The sequence below is a fragment of the Pseudazoarcus sp. NS36 genome (genome assembly GCF_059703705.1).
Map to the genome: position 1 here is coordinate 26,534 of NZ_BAAKJA010000002.1, position 14,857 is coordinate 41,390.

Consider the following 14,857-nt stretch of genomic DNA (forward strand, 5'->3'; position numbering starts at 1 on the left):
GCTGAAGTTGGATGGATTACTTTCCCTGCCCCCAGCGCTCGGCCGCCGAATCGTCGGCGTCACGCGCATCGACCCAGCGTGCACCCTCAGGCGTTTCCTCGCGCTTCCAGAACGGCGCGCGGGTCTTCAGGAAGTCCATGATGAACTCGCAGGCCGCGAAGGATTCACCGCGATGCGCGCTGGTGACCGCCACAAACACGATCTGGTCGCCCGGCATCAGGCGGCCGAAGCGGTGGATGACGCGAATGCCGTCCACATCCCAGCGCCCGCGCGCCTGCTCGACGATCTCTTCGAGCGCGGTTTCGGTCATGCCCGGATAGTGCTCCAGCGTCATGGCCTGCACGCCCGAGCCGTCGTTCATGTCGCGCACCAGCCCGGTGAAGGTGGCCAGCGCACCAACCTGATGGCGGCTTTTGGTCAGCGCCGAAATCTCGGCGCCGATATCGAAATCTTCCTGCTGCACGCTCACGGACATGGCTCAGCCCCCCGTCACCGGCGGAAAGAACGCGATCTCGTCGCCGTCCGCCACCGGCTCGTCCGCCTTCACCATGCGCTGGTTGCGCGCCATGCGCACGTTCTTGGTCGAGGCCAGCGGCGCCCAGCGCTCGCCGCGCGCGGCCAGATGGGCACGCAAGTCACCCAGCGTCTGCGCGCCATCGAGCTCAACGGTTTCGTCGCCACAGTCGAGCGCATCGCGCAGCGCGGCGAAATACAGAATCTTCACGGTCATTTCGTTCTCAGTACAGCAAATCGCCATAGGGCAGGTAGCGCACCGGCTCACCGCGGGCGATGGCCGTTGCAGGCGGGACATCGACGAGGCCTTCGGCCCACACCGTCGACGCCAGCGCGGCGGAATTCTGGTTGGCATGCAGTTCGACACCATCCGGGCCGAGGCGTGCGCGCAGGAACTCGCGGCGACGATCCGGCTTGGACCAGTCGAAGGCCGCCGGCAGCGTCATCGCGCGCGGCGCCGACTGCAACGCGCCCTGCGTGGCGAGGATGAAGGGTCGCACCATCAGCAGAAAGGTCACGAAGCTCGACACCGGATTGCCGGGCAGGCCGATGAAGGCCGCTGCACGCACGCGGCCGTAGGCCAGCGGCTTACCGGGCTTCATCGCGATCTTCCACAGGTCGAGCGAACCTTCGGCTTCCACCGCCGGTTTGACGTGATCTTCCTCGCCCACCGACACGCCACCACTGGTGAGGATCAGGTCATGCCCTTCGGACGCGTCACGCAGCGCCTTGCGGGTGGCTTCGAACTCGTCCGGCACGATGCCCAGATCGGTGACTTCGCAGCCGATCTGTTCAAGCAGCGCGCGCAACTGGTAGCGATTGGAGTTGTACACGCCGCCCGGCGGCAGTTCCTCGCCGGGCATGACCAGCTCCGAACCGGTCGAGAACAGCGCCACCTTGACGCGGCGCAGCACCGGCAATTGCGCAATACCGACGCAAGCCGCCACGCCCAGCGCGGCCGGGCCAAGACGCATGCCGGCTTGCAACACCACCGAGCCCTTCTCCACCTCGCCCCCGGCGCGGCGCACGAATTCACCCGCGCGCGGCGTGTGATCGATGGTGACGTGATCACCATCCACCTCGCACAGCTCCTGCATCACCACCGCGTCGGCACCCGACGGCAGCGGCGCGCCGGTGAAGATACGGGCCACGGTGCCGGCCTCCAGCGCGTGGCCGACACTACCAGCCGGAATGCGCTGGCTCACGCGCAGCTTCACGCCGGGCGTGACCTCGGCTGCGCGCACGGCGTAGCCGTCCATCGCCGACATGTCCATGTCGGGCATGGAGATGGCGGAATGCTGATCAATCGCGAGCACACGGCCACGCGCTGCAGTGAGATCGGCCATTTCGGTTTCGGTGACCGCTCGGGCGTGGCCGAGCAGTGCGGCCAACGCGTCGTCAAAGGAAAGCAGATCGGAATTCATCGTCGGGTCGGATGCTCCAGTATGAATTGGGCAATGGCCGCCGCATCATCCAGCGGCAGCACCGGATGCGGGCAATCGATTGCGTCCGCGGTGGCCACGGCCACCACGTTGGGGTTTTCCTGCCACAGCGTGGGCTTGCCGTTGCCCTCGCGCCAGACCTCGATCTTCGGCACGGGCGCGGCCTTGAAGCCTTCGACCAGCACCACGTCACTCGGTGCCAGCAGCCGCAACTGTTCGTCCAGCCCCGGTTCGGGCTCGCCGCGCAGCTCGTTCATCAGCACCCAGCGCTGACCGGACAGCATCAGCACACGCGCCGCACCGGCCTCGCGGTGGCGCCAGGAATCCTTACCCGGACGGTCCAGGTCGAAACCGTGATGGGCGTGCTTGATGACCGCAACCCGCAGGTCGCGCGCCGTGAACTGGGGAATGAGCTTTTCGATCAGGGTGGTCTTGCCGGAGCCGGACCAGCCCGCGATGCCGAACACGATCATGGGACGTGGGTTCTGCGCGAAACGGAAGGCGCAAGCATACAACAAGGCCTTCCCACGCTGCCCGCACGGACTGCCATAATCGCCTCATGCCGCCCGACGACGCCCTCGCCGACGAGATGATCCTGCCGACCCGGCCGGTGATCGAGATCGACACGCCGCGCCTGCGGCTGCGGCAGTGGCGCGCCAGCGACGTAGTGCCTTTCGCGGCCATGAACGCCGATCCGCGCGTGATGGAATTTTTCCCCGAACTGATGCGCCCGCCGGAGAGTCGTGCCGTGGCACGCCGCATCCGCGATCTGATCGCGGAGCGCGGCTGGGGCCTGTGGGCGGTCGAGGTGCGCGGCGGTGCGCGGTTCATCGGTTTCGTCGGGCTGCACGTACCGGCACCCGAACTGCCCTGCTCTCCCTGTGTCGAAATCGGCTGGCGACTTGCACCCGCACACTGGGGCAAGGGCTACGCCACGGAGGCCGCGCGCGCAGCGCTCGAAGTCGGCTTCGCACGTCTCGGGCTCAGCGAGATCGTGTCCTTCACCTCCACGCCCAATCTGCGCTCCCAGGCCGTCATGCAACGCCTGGGCATGCAGCGCGACGCCCAAACCTTCGAGCATCCGGCCGTCCCCTCCGGCAGCCCCCTGCGTGAGCATGTGCTGTACCGCATGCAGCGTGAGCACTGGGAGTCACCCGCATGATGCGCGGCTTCAGCTTCACCGGCGGCGACCGCGGCGAATGGCGGGTCACACGCCTGAACGCAGTGCGCGGCGAAGGGCTCGCCACCGTTGCGAGGCTGACCGTCGCCAACTCGCTCGACAACGCCACAGACGGCAGCTGGACGCTGCGCGGCATTGTCAGCAACGAGCGCTACGTCACCCGCCCGGAGAAGTCCGCCCTGCTGGCCCTGCCACCCGCCACCGCTGCGACACACGCGGTGCTGATCGTGTTGCGCAAATCCGCCGTCTGGTGGGGCATGACACAGGATGAGCGCCGCACCATCTTCGAAGCACAATCACGGCACATTGCCATCGGGCTGGAGCTTGGCGACGGCATCACGCGCCATCTGCACCACTGCCGCGACCTGTCCGACGACGCGCCCTTCGACTTTCTGACCTGGTTCGAATACGCCCCGCAGGACGAGGCCCGCTTCAACGAACTGCTGGCGCGCCTGCGCGCAAGCAGAGAATGGGACTTTGTCGAGCGTGAAGTCGAACTCCGCCTGAGCCGATGAGCCCGGTCAATTGCCACTGCGACGCAGCCAGCCCCTGCGCTAAACTTGACCCCTGCATTGGCTACGGAGACCCGGCGTGACTCTCTTCCGCAAGATCGGCGACGCGTTCAGGCGGGTTCGCGACGAGATCGTGTTCTGGTACCGCGTGGTGCGCGACTCGATCAAGCTCTGGCTGCAGTGCAATGCCTTCAGCTACGCCGGCTCGCTGGCCTTCTACACCCTGTTCTCACTGGCGCCGGTGGTCATCATCGCGGTCGCGCTGATGGGGCTGGTGTTCGGTGAGGAAGCGGCGCGCGGCGAAATCTTCAACCAACTGCAGGACATCATGGGCCCCGGCGCGGCACAGGCCATCGAAAACGCCGTGCTGCAATCGCGCCCCAAGGATTCCGGCCTGATGCCCACCCTGCTCGGCTTCGGCGCGCTGTTTCTCGGCGCCACCACGGTGTTCGCGCAGATGCAGTTCTCGCTCAACGTGATCTGGGGCGTGACCTCCAAGCCCGGTTACAACGGCGTGCTGCTCTACATCAAGAACCGCGTGCTGTCGCTGACGGTGGTACTGGCCATCGGCTTCATCCTGCTCGTCTCGCTTTCCATCGGTGTGGCCGTGAGCGCCGCGCTCAATGCCGCCGAGAGCCTGATCCCGGCCGTCGCCACCGTATTGGGCGGGGTGGAAGTGGTCATCTCGCTGGCGCTGGTGGCCGCGCTGTTCGCCACCATCTTCAAGGTACTGCCCGACGTGACGCTGGGCTGGCGCGACGTGCTGGTCGGCGCCATCGTCACGGCCGTGCTGTTCTCCTTCGGGCGCTTCGGCATCGCGCTGTACCTGGCCCACACGGCCACCGCCTCGACCTTCGGCGCGGCCGGCTCGGTGGTGCTGATTCTGCTGTGGGTGTACTACTCCTCGCTGCTGCTGCTCTACGGCGCGGCCTTCACCAAGGTGCATTTCGAGCACCGCGGCCACCTCGTCCTGCCGCGCAACAGCGCGGTCGTCGTCAAACGTGCCTTTGTCGCCCGGGAGGACATCGCACAGCCATGAAAGCCGTCATTCTTCAGCATGTCCCTTTCGAAGGGCCGGGCAGCATCAGCGACTGGCTGAGCGCTCGCAAGGCCGAGGTAAACATCGTGCGGCTGTACGCCGGCGACGCCCTGCCAACCGCCGCAGAACCGGATCTGGTCATCGCCATGGGCGGTCCGATGAGCGTCAACGACGAGTGGTTCCACAACTGGCTGGGTGAGGAAAAGCGCTTTCTCGCGCAATGCATCGCCGCCGGCAAGGCGGTGGTCGGCATCTGCCTCGGGGCGCAGCTCATCGCCAGCGCACTCGGCGCCCACGTCGGCCCCAACGAACACAGCGAAATCGGCTGGTTCGACATCCAGGCCGCGCCCAACGATGAAGGCTTTCGCTTCCCCGAATGCGCCACCGTATTGCACTGGCACGGCGAAACCTTTGCGCTGCCGGCTGGCGCAAAACTGCTCGCATACAGCGAGGCCTGCCGCAACCAGGCCTTCCAGCTCGGCGAGCGGGTCGTCGGTCTGCAGTTTCACCTCGAAACCACGCCGGACAGCCTGGGCGAGCTGCTCGAAGCCTGTGGTGACGAACTGGTGGCAGAACGCTTCGTGCAGGAAGAGCACGACATCCTCGATGCCTTGCCGCAACACGCGGCGGCCAACCAGGCACTGATGGCCGCCGTGCTCGATCACGTCACGCAAGGGCTGACATGAGCGAGGCGTTTGCCGCGCACATCGCCTGCGGCAATCTGCTCGCAGCCCTCCCCACCACCGACGGTGGCGAGGCCTTCGAGAATCTGTTCGAAGCGGCCGGTTTGCGTATCGAGCGTATCGTGTCGCAAGAGCACTCGAGCCCCGAGGGCTTCTGGTATGACCAGGAACAGGATGAATGGGTGATGGTCATCACCGGCGAGGCGGTCATCGAGTTCGGCGACGGCAGCCGCCGCACGCTGCGCCCCGGTGACTGGCTGGTCATTCCCGCCCATGTACGCCACCGCGTTGCGGCTACTTTCGGGCGTACCGTGTGGCTGACCGTGCACCACTACCGCAAGGGCGACTGACAGCGTTTGTGGCGCCTGCGCCTGCCGGCTATGGTGTAGCCAATCGCCAATGACTGACCTGCCGGGCATCCTGCAGCATGCCGCTATCAGACCGGAATCAGGCCAATTCAGCGAAAGTCTGGCCAACTCCAGCGGCATCTCAAGCTTCGGATGGCACACAGCGAACCGCCGCCAGCGACGGAATGATGCGGGACGGCTCAACGCGAAGATGGCATTCACGCGACCGAACACCCGGAGCACACTGTCAGGGGTTGTCAGGATGGCCAACAGGCATTCATGCACTTTGTTTCAACAATGGATTTCATCCCAGCCTGATTATCAACAGGCATTCAGCCGGTACAGTAGAACCCACTGAAGAAGGGCATTGCGCGGATTGCGCACCTCCAATCCACTCTGCGCAACCAGCACACGTCAGGCGCGGCCTTTGATCGCGCAATCCAGGGAGCCGCCCCGCCATGAATCTCCATCGCAGCCTGTTCGGTCTGATCCTGCTTGTTTTACTGGCAACCCCCGCCAGCGCTCAACCGGTGGCCTATGTGCAGTTCGTGGGCGCCTACGGCGAGGACTACGGCACGGCCACCCTCACGCAGACCCCCAAGGGCGTGCTGATCAAGGCTGCACTCAAAGGCCTGCCACCGGGTGAAGCTACGCTGCGCATTCACGCGGTGGGCGCATGCAGCCCGCCGTTCACTTCCGCAGGCGGCGCATTCGAGGTGGCCGGCGAAATGCCGAAGATCGACATCTCCGGCGCCGAGACCGCCGTGGAGTTGCTCAACAATCGCGTCACGCTGGAACGCGGCAGCGCCAACAGCCTCATCGACGGCCGCGGCACCGCCCTGATCGTGCATGTGCGGCGTGGCAGCAATTCGACCATGCGCATGGCTTGCGGAGTCGTCCGACCTTAGCGTCTCCGCAGCTCCGGTTTGTTGCGACCCGAAGCGGGAACTATGCTGCATGGACAGCCGGCCACTGCCGGCTGCCCCAAGCCATTGATCGCTCCGGAGACCTTCATGAAATCCATCTGCAGTCTGCATGCGCTCGCCCTCTCAGGCGGGCTGTTGCTCAGCGCTTCTGCGCTTGCCTCACCGACCGCCAGCGCCGAACTCAAAGGCGCCGACGGCGTGAGCCACGGTACCGCAAGCCTCGTGCAAGTCCCCACCGGCGTACTGATCAAGGTCATGCTCAAGGGCGTCACGCCCGGCGAGCACGCCTTCCACATCCACGGCACGGGGGTGTGCGAACCGCCCTTCACCAGCGCAGGCGGGCACTTCAATCCGCACGGCAAGAAGCACGGGCTGATGGCGGCCGACGGCCCGCACGCCGGCGACATGCCCAACATCCATGTGCCGGCGTCCGGTGAACTGAGCTTCGACGTGCTCAACACCCTCGTCACGCTGGAGGCAGGTCAGCCGCATAGCCTGCTCGGCGGCAAGGGCACTGCGCTGATGCTGCATGCCAAGCACGACGACCATGCCAGCGACCCCGCCGGCGACGCCGGCCCGCGCGTCGTCTGCGGCGTCATCCAGTAAATTTCTCCGGCCGCCGCGCCCGCGCTCAGGCGGGCAACGGCGGCACCCTGCCCTTCATCCCTTCGAGCAGGAAGGCCACGCAGGCACGCACCCGCGCCGGAATGTGACGGCGGTGCGCATACACCGCGTAAATATCCGCGCCGGTATTACGCCAGCCCGGCAGCAGCTCGACCAGATCACCGCGCGCCAGCGCCTCGTGTGCATCCCACCACGAGCGCAGCATGATGCCGTGCCCGTCCAAGGCGAGCCGGTGCACGGCCTCGCCGTCGTTGCTCGACAGGCGGCCGGCCACGCGCACGTTGTGCACCTGCCCCCCGCGTTCGAAACGCCACACGCCGTAATCGCTGTCGATCTCGCGCACGATCAGACAGGCGTGCGCCGTCAGATCGGCCGGCACGGCAAGCCGTGGCGCTCGCGCCAGATACGAGGGCGCCGCGCACAGCACGCGCCGGTTGGCGAGCAGGCGCCGCGCGACCTGGCGCGAATCCGGCGGCATGCCGATGCGGATGCCGATGTCCACGCCGGCATCGGTGAGGCTCAGCGGAAAGTTGGTCAGCTCAAGCTGGATGTCCAGCCCCGGATGCCGCGCGGCGAACTCCGACAGCAACGGCGTGATGTGGCGCCGGCCAAAGCCGAAGGTGGCGTTGACGCAGACACGTCCGGTCAGCGCACTGTCCGGATCCTGCAGGCTGTCTTCCAGCTCCGACAGGTCATCGAGGATGGCCGCGCCGCGTGCGAGATAACGCTCGCCCTCGGGCGTCAGCGTGAGGCTGCGCGTGGTGCGCTGCGCCAACTGCACGCCCAGCCGCGCCTCCAGTTGCTTGAGCCGCTTGCTCACGGCGGACAGCGACAGCCCGGCTTCACGCGCCGCCCCGGTCAGGCTGCCGGCGCGGGCGAGTTGCTGGAAGAAGGCGAGATCGTCGACGGCGCTCATGCACTCTCTACTTTTATTCAAGAATGCTTTGCACTCTAGCCTGATTATCTACGGATGAACAAGGCGTACAGTCAGCGCATGTCGTAGGGGCAAAGCGCAGCGCATTGCGCCGTTTTGCCCCGCATCCGGCGGATTACGCTGCGCCAATCCGCCCTACCAAATCAGGGAGCATCCATGTTCAACGGCTTCGAAACCTTCGATCTCGACGTCGGCAACGGCATCGTCATCCACGGCCGCAAGGGCGGCGACGGCCCGCCGCTGTTGCTGCTGCACGGCCACCCGCAGACGCACGTCATCTGGCATCGCGTGGCCGAACAACTGGCCGAGCGCTACACCGTCATCGCCACTGACCTGCGCGGCTATGGCGACTCCTCCAAGCCGGCCGGCCTGCCCGACCACAGCAACTATTCCAAGCGCGCCATGGCCCGCGACCAGATCGCGGTGATGCGCCACTTCGGATTTGAGCGCTTCTTCCTGTGCGCCCACGACCGTGGCGCCCGCGTCGCACACCGTCTGGCCGCCGACCACCCGGAATGCGTGAACAAGCTGATGCTGCTCGACATCGCGCCGACGCTGGCGATGTACCAGCAGACCGACCGCCGCTTCGCCACCATGTACTTCCACTGGTTCTTCCTGATCCAGCCCTCGCCCATGCCCGAGACGCTGATCGAGGCCTCGCCCGGCGGCTACATCACCCGCACCATGGGCGGCCGCCACGCCAGCCTCAAGGTATTCGACCCGGCAGCCATCGCCGAATACCAACGCTGCCTCGCGCTGCCCGGCGCGGCGCACTCGCTATGCGAGGACTACCGCGCCTCGAACACCATCGACCTCGAATTCGACCAGGCCGATCTGGACGCCGGCCGGCGCATCGAATGCCCCACCCGTCTGCTGTGGGGCGAACACGGCGTGATCCAGCGCTGCTTCGACCCGCTCAAGGAATGGGCGCCGCTCACCACCGAACTAGACGGCGGGCCCCTGCCCTGCGGTCACTACATCCCGGAGGAAGCTCCGGAACTTCTGTTGCAGCACATCACTGACTTCATGAGGTAAGAACATGAGCAAACCCCACAAGATCGCAGTCATCCCCGGCGACGGTATCGGCACCGAAGTGGTGCCCGAAGGCGTGCGCGTGCTCGAAGCCGCTGCAAAACGCTTCAACATCGCGCTGGAGTTCAAGGACTTCGACTTCGCCAGCTGCGACTACTACCTCAAGCACGGCCAGATGATGCCGGACGACTGGTTCGACACGCTGATGCAGTTCGACTGCATCTTCTTCGGCGCCGTCGGCTGGCCCGAGAAGGTGCCCGATCACGTCTCGCTGTGGGGTTCGCTGATCAAGTTCCGGCGCGACTTTGACCAGTACATCAATCTGCGCCCGGTGCGCCTGCTGCCGGGCATCAAGAGCCCGCTGGCCGACCGCAAGCCGGGTGACATCGATTTCTACGTCGTGCGCGAGAACACCGAAGGTGAATACTCCAGCCTCGGCGGCCGCATGTACGGCGGCAGCGAGCGCGAATTCGTGACGCAGCAGACCGTGATGAGCAGGATCGGCGTCGACCGCGTACTCAAGTACGCCTACGACCTCGCCCAGTCTCGCCCGCGCAAGAAGCTCACCTCCGCCACCAAGTCCAACGGCATCTCGATCACCATGCCGTACTGGGATGAGCGCGTGAAGGAAATGGCCGCCAAGTACCCGGACGTGGCCACTGACCAGTTCCACATCGACATCCTGTCCGCCAACTTCGTGCTACACCCGGACTGGTTCGACGTGGTGGTGGCAAGCAATCTGTTCGGCGACATCCTGTCGGACCTCGGCCCGGCCTGCACCGGCACCATCGGCGTCGCACCGTCGGCCAGCATCAACCCGGAAGGCAAGTTCCCCAGCCTGTTCGAGCCGGTACACGGCAGCGCGCCGGACATCGCCGGCAAGGGCATCGCCAACCCCATCGGCCAGATCTGGTCTGGCGCGCTGATGCTGGAGCACCTGGGCTACAAGGAGGCCGGCGCGGCCATCCTGTCGGCCATCGAACAGGTGCTGGCTTCCGGCGACAAGAGCGTGCTGACCGGCGACGTGGGCGGCACGGGCACGACCGCGACGCTGGGCCGTGCGATTGCCGATCTGGTCGCCAGGGGCTGAGAACCACGCAGGTCAGATAAGCCGCAACGCGGCGCATCTGACCTGCGCTCCGACCCCAAAAAGCGCCACCGCAGCACATGCATGCGAACCACCTCGGGCAGAATCGGTCTGTCCGGGGTCATTCCACATGCAAGGCAACATGAAGCACACACCCTCACGCGGCCTTCTGCGCCGCATCGCAAGACGCACGGCACTAGGCTTGGGCGCCATCACCCTGGTGTTTTTCGTGCCGATCGGCATTTCCTATCTGACGCTAACCATCGGCGAAGCCCAGGCCAGCGACTGGCGCACCGCACGGCGCGACAGCGCCGGCATCGCGCCGCCGGTCGCTCGTGACGAAGCCAGCATCCAGGCCTGGTGCGCCCGCGCCTTCCGCTGGCGCGGCGCCTTCGGCGTGCATTGCTGGCTGGCCACCAAGACCACCGACAGCGACGCCTGGACACGCTTTGAAGTAATGGGTTTTCAGGTCATGCGCGGCGGACAGGCGGTACGCGTCGGCGCCGGCATCCCCGACGGTTACTGGTACGGCGCCAAGCCCACACTGATACGCGAGGTGCGCGGCGGGCCGAACGTGAATGAAATGATCGGGCGCCTGCACGCAGCCAGCCGCGTCTATCCGCACAACGACGAGTACCGCATCTGGCCCGGCCCCAACAGCAACACCTACATCGCGTATCTGGGCCGCTCAGTGCCGGAACTGTCGCTGGACCTGCCGCCCACTGCCATCGGCAAGGACTACATCCCGGAAGGTGGCCTGTTCGCACGCCCGGCCAGTGGCTCGGGCATGCAGGTATCGCTGGCAGGGCTGCTGGGGGTAGTGGTGTCGCCCGAAGAAGGGCTGGAACTGAACGTGCTCGGGCTGACGGCCGGCGTGGATGTGTGGCCACCAGCCCTCAAGCTTCCCGGCGTCGGGCGGATCGGCGTACCGTCGGAATCGCGCGGCGGCAGCGGCAGCGCGCACGCCGCCGAATAACCGCCCCCTCAGGGCTTGCTGGAGCTTGCCGTCGGGCTGCGTCCGAAGAAGTGCCTGTAGGCAGGCTCCTTCGGTGCATTGTTCTCGATGTGGAAGGCCACGGTCTTTTCGCAATATGCTCGTTGCGACTCGATCACGCGGCGGAAGAACGGGTCGGCCGTCGATTCCCGCTCGATCACCACGTCCCAGGCCTTGAGCTGGGCCTGCAACACTTCGTCCGGCGTGATGTAGGTCTTCACGCCCTGCTCGTTGCGCATCTTTTCGAGGTCCTCCGGATAGCGACGCATGGCCTTCCAGTACATGTCGCTGGAGGACGCCTCGGCGGCGTATCGCAGGATGGCCCGCAACTCCGGCGACAATTGCTGGAACCGCGTGCGGTTGAAGATGATCTCGAAGGATTCGCAGTCCTGGTGGTAACTGCGCATCATCAGCGTCTTGGAAACTTCCGGCAGACCGAGCAGCCGGTCCGACGACGGACCGTTGACCTCAGCCCCGTCGAGCAGGCCACGCTCAAGCGCCGGCACCACGTCACCAAAGCCCAGAATCGTCACCGCGGCGCCCACCTCGCGCATCACGTCAGCGGCCAGTCCGACCGTGCGGTACTTGAGCCCCCTGAACTGCGCAGCCGTGCGAATGGGCTCGCGGAACCAGCCCAGTGGCTGCGTCGGGATCGGTCCGGTGAGGAAGCCCACCAGATCGAGCTTCATGCGTTCGAGCAGTTCGTCGTACAGCTGCTGACCACCGCCGTATTTGATCCAGCCGAGAAACTGGTGCGCATCCCAGCCAAACGGCGGCGGCGTGCCGAACAGCGAGAAGGCCTTGGACTTGCCGTACCAGTAGGCCGCCACGCCGTGACCGCCGTCGAGCACGCCCTTGATCACGGCATCCTGCAGGCGGAAGGAACCCACCACCGAACTCGTGGGCAGCAGGTTCATGCGCAGACGCCCGCCCGACATCTCGTTGACGGTGCGCACGAAATCCCCGGCGTACTCATGGAAGATGTCGCGCGACGGCCAGGTGCTCTGGAACTGCAGCACCTGCGTCTGCGCAAACGAAACCATCGGGAAACCGGCAGCCGCAACCCCGGCTGCGGCTCCGGTCAGGAACTTGCGCCGCGTCGGCTTGGCCACGACGCCCGGACCGGTGGCCTCACTGCCCCCTGCCTTGTTGTTCTGCATGCCTCTCTCCTCCGGCTGAATCGACTTCGGGACGTCGTCTCCGGACGCCTCATTCTTGTTGTTGTGCACGACAGTAGCGCAAAGCGCCACTGCCATGGCAGTTCGTCAAAAAATACGCCGACCCGCGCGAATGTTCCATGCGTACATGCAACAAGCCCGCGCGCAGCCTGCAATTTGCCTGCGCGGCCCCCTCTGCCTAACCTGTCGCCACCCGCAAAGTCAAGCAGCATGGGGCACATTCCGGTATGATGCGCGACACCGGAGTTGTGACCGTTCGCGCCAAGCAGACAGCCGCCTCCCGAACGATGCACCATCGCCTTCGGCGCTGCCCCGCATTACCCATTCCTCGCTCTACCACCGGCAGCTCGCCGTAAGACCATGACCATCACTATTGAAAATTTCAAACAGCTCGACCTCGGCCCCCAGCTACTCTCGGCGCTCGAAGAAGTCGGCTACGAAACCCCGTCGCCCATTCAGGCGGCCTGCATCCCGCCGCTGCTCGCAGGCGCCGACATCCTCGGCGAAGCGCAGACCGGCACCGGCAAGACGGCCGCCTTCGCGCTGCCCTGCCTCGCCCGCATCGATCTGTCCGACAACCGCCCGCAAGTGCTGGTGCTCGCGCCGACGCGTGAGCTCGCCATCCAGGTATCGGAAGCCTTCCAGCGCTACGCCAAGAACATGCCCGGCTTCAACGTGATGCCGGTGTACGGCGGCCAGAGCATGGTCGTGCAGCTGCGTCAGTTGAAGCGCGGCGCCCACGTCGTGGTCGGCACGCCGGGCCGCATCATGGATCACATCGAGCGCAAGAGCCTGGTGCTCGACAACCTGAAAACGCTGGTGCTCGACGAAGCCGACGAGATGCTGCGCATGGGCTTCATCGACGACGTCGAATGGATCCTCGGCCACACCCCGGCCGAGCGCCAGACCGCGCTGTTCTCGGCGACCATGCCGGACCCGATCCGCCGCATCGCCCACCGCTACCTGCGCGACCCGCAGGAAGTGAAGATCAAGGCTTCCACCACCACCGTCTCGACCATCACGCAGAAGTTCTGCCAGGTCAGCGTGCCGCACAAGCTTGACGCGCTGACCCGCATCCTCGAGATCGAGGACATGGACGCCGGCATCATCTTCGTGCGCACCAAGATCGCCACCGAAGAGCTCGCCACCCGCCTCGAAGCGCGCGGCCACGCCGTCGGCGCCCTCAACGGCGACATGACCCAGCAACTGCGCGAACGCGTGGTCGAACAGCTCAAGCGCGGCGCGCTCGACCTGGTCGTCGCCACCGACGTGGCCGCTCGCGGTCTGGACGTCTCACGCATCACGCACGTCATCAACTACGACATTCCGTACGACACCGAAGCCTACGTGCACCGCATCGGCCGTACCGGCCGCGCCGGCCGCCTCGGCACCGCCATCCTGTTCGTCACGCCGCGTGAAGTGCGCATGCTCAAGACCATCGAGCGCGCCACCCGCCAGAAGATCGAGCCGCTGCCGCTGCCCTCGCGCGAAGCCATTGCCGACCGCCGCATCGCGCAGTTCCGCGAGCAGGTCGAAGGCGTGCTGCAGTCCGACGATCTCGATTTCTTCCGTGAAGTCGTCGCCAGCCTTGAAGCCGACGGCACGCACGAACTGCACGACATCGCCGCCGCGCTGGCCGCCATGGCCACCCGCGACCGTCCGCTGCAGATGCCTGAAGGTGGCCGCGACTTCGCCAAGTTCGAAGCCGCCCCGCAGCGCTCGTCCGACGACCGCCCGCCGCGCGAGAACCGCGAGAAGATCCTTGAGCGCCGCCGCGACTTCTCCGATGGCAAGCTGATGCGCTACCGCATCGCCGTCGGCAAGAACCAGCTCGTCAGCCCCAAGGACATCGTTGGCGCCATCGCCAACGAAGCCGGCATCGACAGCCGCTTCATCGGCCAGATCAACCTGTACGAGGACTACTCCACCGTCGAACTGCCGGCCGCCATGCCTGCCGACGTGCTGGAAACGCTGGCCCGCCTGCGCGTGCGTCAGTTCGTGCTCTACACCCGCCCGCTCACGCCCGAAGAAGACGCCCACGCCGCGAGCAACCCGCGCGCACGTCCCGCGCCGCGTACCCGCGGCGAGAACGATGCCGGCGACAAGCCGCCGCGCAAGCCTTTCGGCAAGCCCGGCATGGGCAAGCCCTTTGCCGGCCGTGAAGACCGCCCCGCCCGCAGCGAATCGGGCGATCGCCCGCCCTTCCGTTCCGAAGGTGGCGACAAGCCGCCGCGCGCTCGCAAGAAGTTCTGATCGCAGCACGTAAAGGCCCCGACGCTTCTCCGCTTCGCGGGCGCCCGGCGATAAAAAAAGAACCGGCCTCAACGCTCACGCGTTCGGGCCGGTTCTCACGTCTGCGCTAGAAT

General features: G+C 66.0%; 17 protein-coding genes. 11 read left to right on the forward strand and 6 right to left on the reverse strand.

Annotated features, from left to right (window positions below):
- Nucleotides 1-16: 16 nt before the first annotated feature.
- From moaE to mobB, 4 genes are read right to left on the reverse strand one after another with little or no spacing between them, the layout of a single operon-like run.
- Nucleotides 17-475: a molybdopterin synthase catalytic subunit MoaE gene (gene moaE / locus AC6H0R_RS03175; protein WP_497579893.1), complete on the reverse strand. Its 459-nt coding sequence runs from the start codon at nt 473-475 to the stop codon at nt 17-19.
- 3 nt (nt 476-478) lie between these two features.
- Nucleotides 479-730, reverse strand: a complete 252-nt coding sequence (moaD, locus tag AC6H0R_RS03180; RefSeq protein WP_497579894.1) for a molybdopterin converting factor subunit 1 — start codon at nt 728-730, stop codon at nt 479-481.
- A 7-nt stretch (nt 731-737) separates the two neighbouring features.
- The gene (locus AC6H0R_RS03185; protein WP_497579895.1) at nt 738-1,937 is read right to left on the reverse strand and encodes a molybdopterin molybdotransferase MoeA; all 1,200 of its coding nucleotides are present in this window, start codon (nt 1,935-1,937) and stop codon (nt 738-740) included.
- Nucleotides 1,934-2,428 carry a molybdopterin-guanine dinucleotide biosynthesis protein B gene (gene mobB / locus AC6H0R_RS03190; protein WP_497579896.1) on the reverse strand — a complete coding sequence of 165 codons (495 nt, stop codon included), beginning with the start codon at nt 2,426-2,428 and terminating at the stop codon, nt 1,934-1,936. Before mobB ends, AC6H0R_RS03185 begins: the two co-directional genes overlap by 4 nt.
- Nucleotides 2,429-2,514: 86 nt before the next feature.
- Here mobB and AC6H0R_RS03195 point away from each other — a divergent pair, with 86 nt between their 5' ends.
- The 7 genes from AC6H0R_RS03195 (at nt 2,515) to AC6H0R_RS03225 (ending at nt 7,248) form a co-directional block, all read left to right on the forward strand.
- A complete protein-coding gene (locus AC6H0R_RS03195) occupies nt 2,515-3,117 on the forward strand; it encodes a GNAT family N-acetyltransferase (RefSeq protein ID WP_497579897.1) in 603 nt (200 codons plus the stop codon).
- Entirely contained in the window at nt 3,114-3,650 is a 537-nt protein-coding gene (locus tag AC6H0R_RS03200) for a hypothetical protein (RefSeq protein WP_497579898.1), read from the forward strand. Before AC6H0R_RS03195 ends, AC6H0R_RS03200 begins: the two co-directional genes overlap by 4 nt.
- A 76-nt stretch (nt 3,651-3,726) precedes the next feature.
- Entirely contained in the window at nt 3,727-4,686 is a 960-nt protein-coding gene (locus AC6H0R_RS03205; protein WP_497579899.1) for a YihY/virulence factor BrkB family protein, read from the forward strand.
- A complete protein-coding gene (locus AC6H0R_RS03210) occupies nt 4,683-5,372 on the forward strand; it encodes a type 1 glutamine amidotransferase (protein WP_497579900.1) in 690 nt (229 codons plus the stop codon). Before AC6H0R_RS03205 ends, AC6H0R_RS03210 begins: the two co-directional genes overlap by 4 nt.
- Nucleotides 5,369-5,719: a cupin domain-containing protein gene (locus AC6H0R_RS03215; protein WP_497579901.1), complete on the forward strand. Its 351-nt coding sequence runs from the start codon at nt 5,369-5,371 to the stop codon at nt 5,717-5,719. Before AC6H0R_RS03210 ends, AC6H0R_RS03215 begins: the two co-directional genes overlap by 4 nt.
- Nucleotides 5,720-6,174: 455 nt before the next feature.
- Nucleotides 6,175-6,624 (forward strand): superoxide dismutase family protein, encoded by a 450-nt coding sequence (locus AC6H0R_RS03220; RefSeq protein ID WP_497579902.1) that lies wholly within the window; start codon nt 6,175-6,177, stop codon nt 6,622-6,624.
- Between the two features lie 105 nt (nt 6,625-6,729).
- Nucleotides 6,730-7,248, forward strand: coding sequence for a superoxide dismutase family protein (locus AC6H0R_RS03225; protein WP_497579903.1), 519 nt, complete (start codon nt 6,730-6,732; stop codon nt 7,246-7,248).
- 25 nt (nt 7,249-7,273) lie between these two features.
- Here AC6H0R_RS03225 and AC6H0R_RS03230 read toward each other — a convergent pair whose 3' ends face one another.
- On the reverse strand, nt 7,274-8,182 hold the full coding sequence (locus tag AC6H0R_RS03230) for a LysR family transcriptional regulator (protein ID WP_497579904.1): 909 nt from the start codon (nt 8,180-8,182) through the stop codon (nt 7,274-7,276).
- 174 nt (nt 8,183-8,356) lie between these two features.
- Between AC6H0R_RS03230 and AC6H0R_RS03235 the strand changes: the two genes are divergently transcribed.
- From AC6H0R_RS03235 to AC6H0R_RS03245, 3 genes are all read left to right on the forward strand, one after another.
- Nucleotides 8,357-9,235 carry an alpha/beta fold hydrolase gene (locus tag AC6H0R_RS03235; RefSeq protein WP_497579905.1) on the forward strand — a complete coding sequence of 293 codons (879 nt, stop codon included), beginning with the start codon at nt 8,357-8,359 and terminating at the stop codon, nt 9,233-9,235.
- A 4-nt stretch (nt 9,236-9,239) separates the two neighbouring features.
- Complete coding sequence (locus AC6H0R_RS03240; RefSeq protein WP_497579906.1) at nt 9,240-10,322, forward strand: tartrate dehydrogenase; 1,083 nt, start codon at nt 9,240-9,242, stop codon at nt 10,320-10,322.
- A gap of 139 nt (nt 10,323-10,461) precedes the next feature.
- Nucleotides 10,462-11,295 (forward strand): DUF3750 domain-containing protein, encoded by an 834-nt coding sequence (locus AC6H0R_RS03245; protein ID WP_497579907.1) that lies wholly within the window; start codon nt 10,462-10,464, stop codon nt 11,293-11,295.
- An 8-nt stretch (nt 11,296-11,303) separates the two neighbouring features.
- Here AC6H0R_RS03245 and AC6H0R_RS03250 read toward each other — a convergent pair whose 3' ends face one another.
- Nucleotides 11,304-12,473 carry a TRAP transporter substrate-binding protein gene (locus tag AC6H0R_RS03250; protein ID WP_497579908.1) on the reverse strand — a complete coding sequence of 390 codons (1,170 nt, stop codon included), beginning with the start codon at nt 12,471-12,473 and terminating at the stop codon, nt 11,304-11,306.
- 378 nt (nt 12,474-12,851) lie between these two features.
- Between AC6H0R_RS03250 and AC6H0R_RS03255 the strand changes: the two genes are divergently transcribed.
- Entirely contained in the window at nt 12,852-14,744 is a 1,893-nt protein-coding gene (locus AC6H0R_RS03255; protein ID WP_497579909.1) for a DEAD/DEAH box helicase, read from the forward strand.
- Nucleotides 14,745-14,857: the final 113 nt, after the last annotated feature.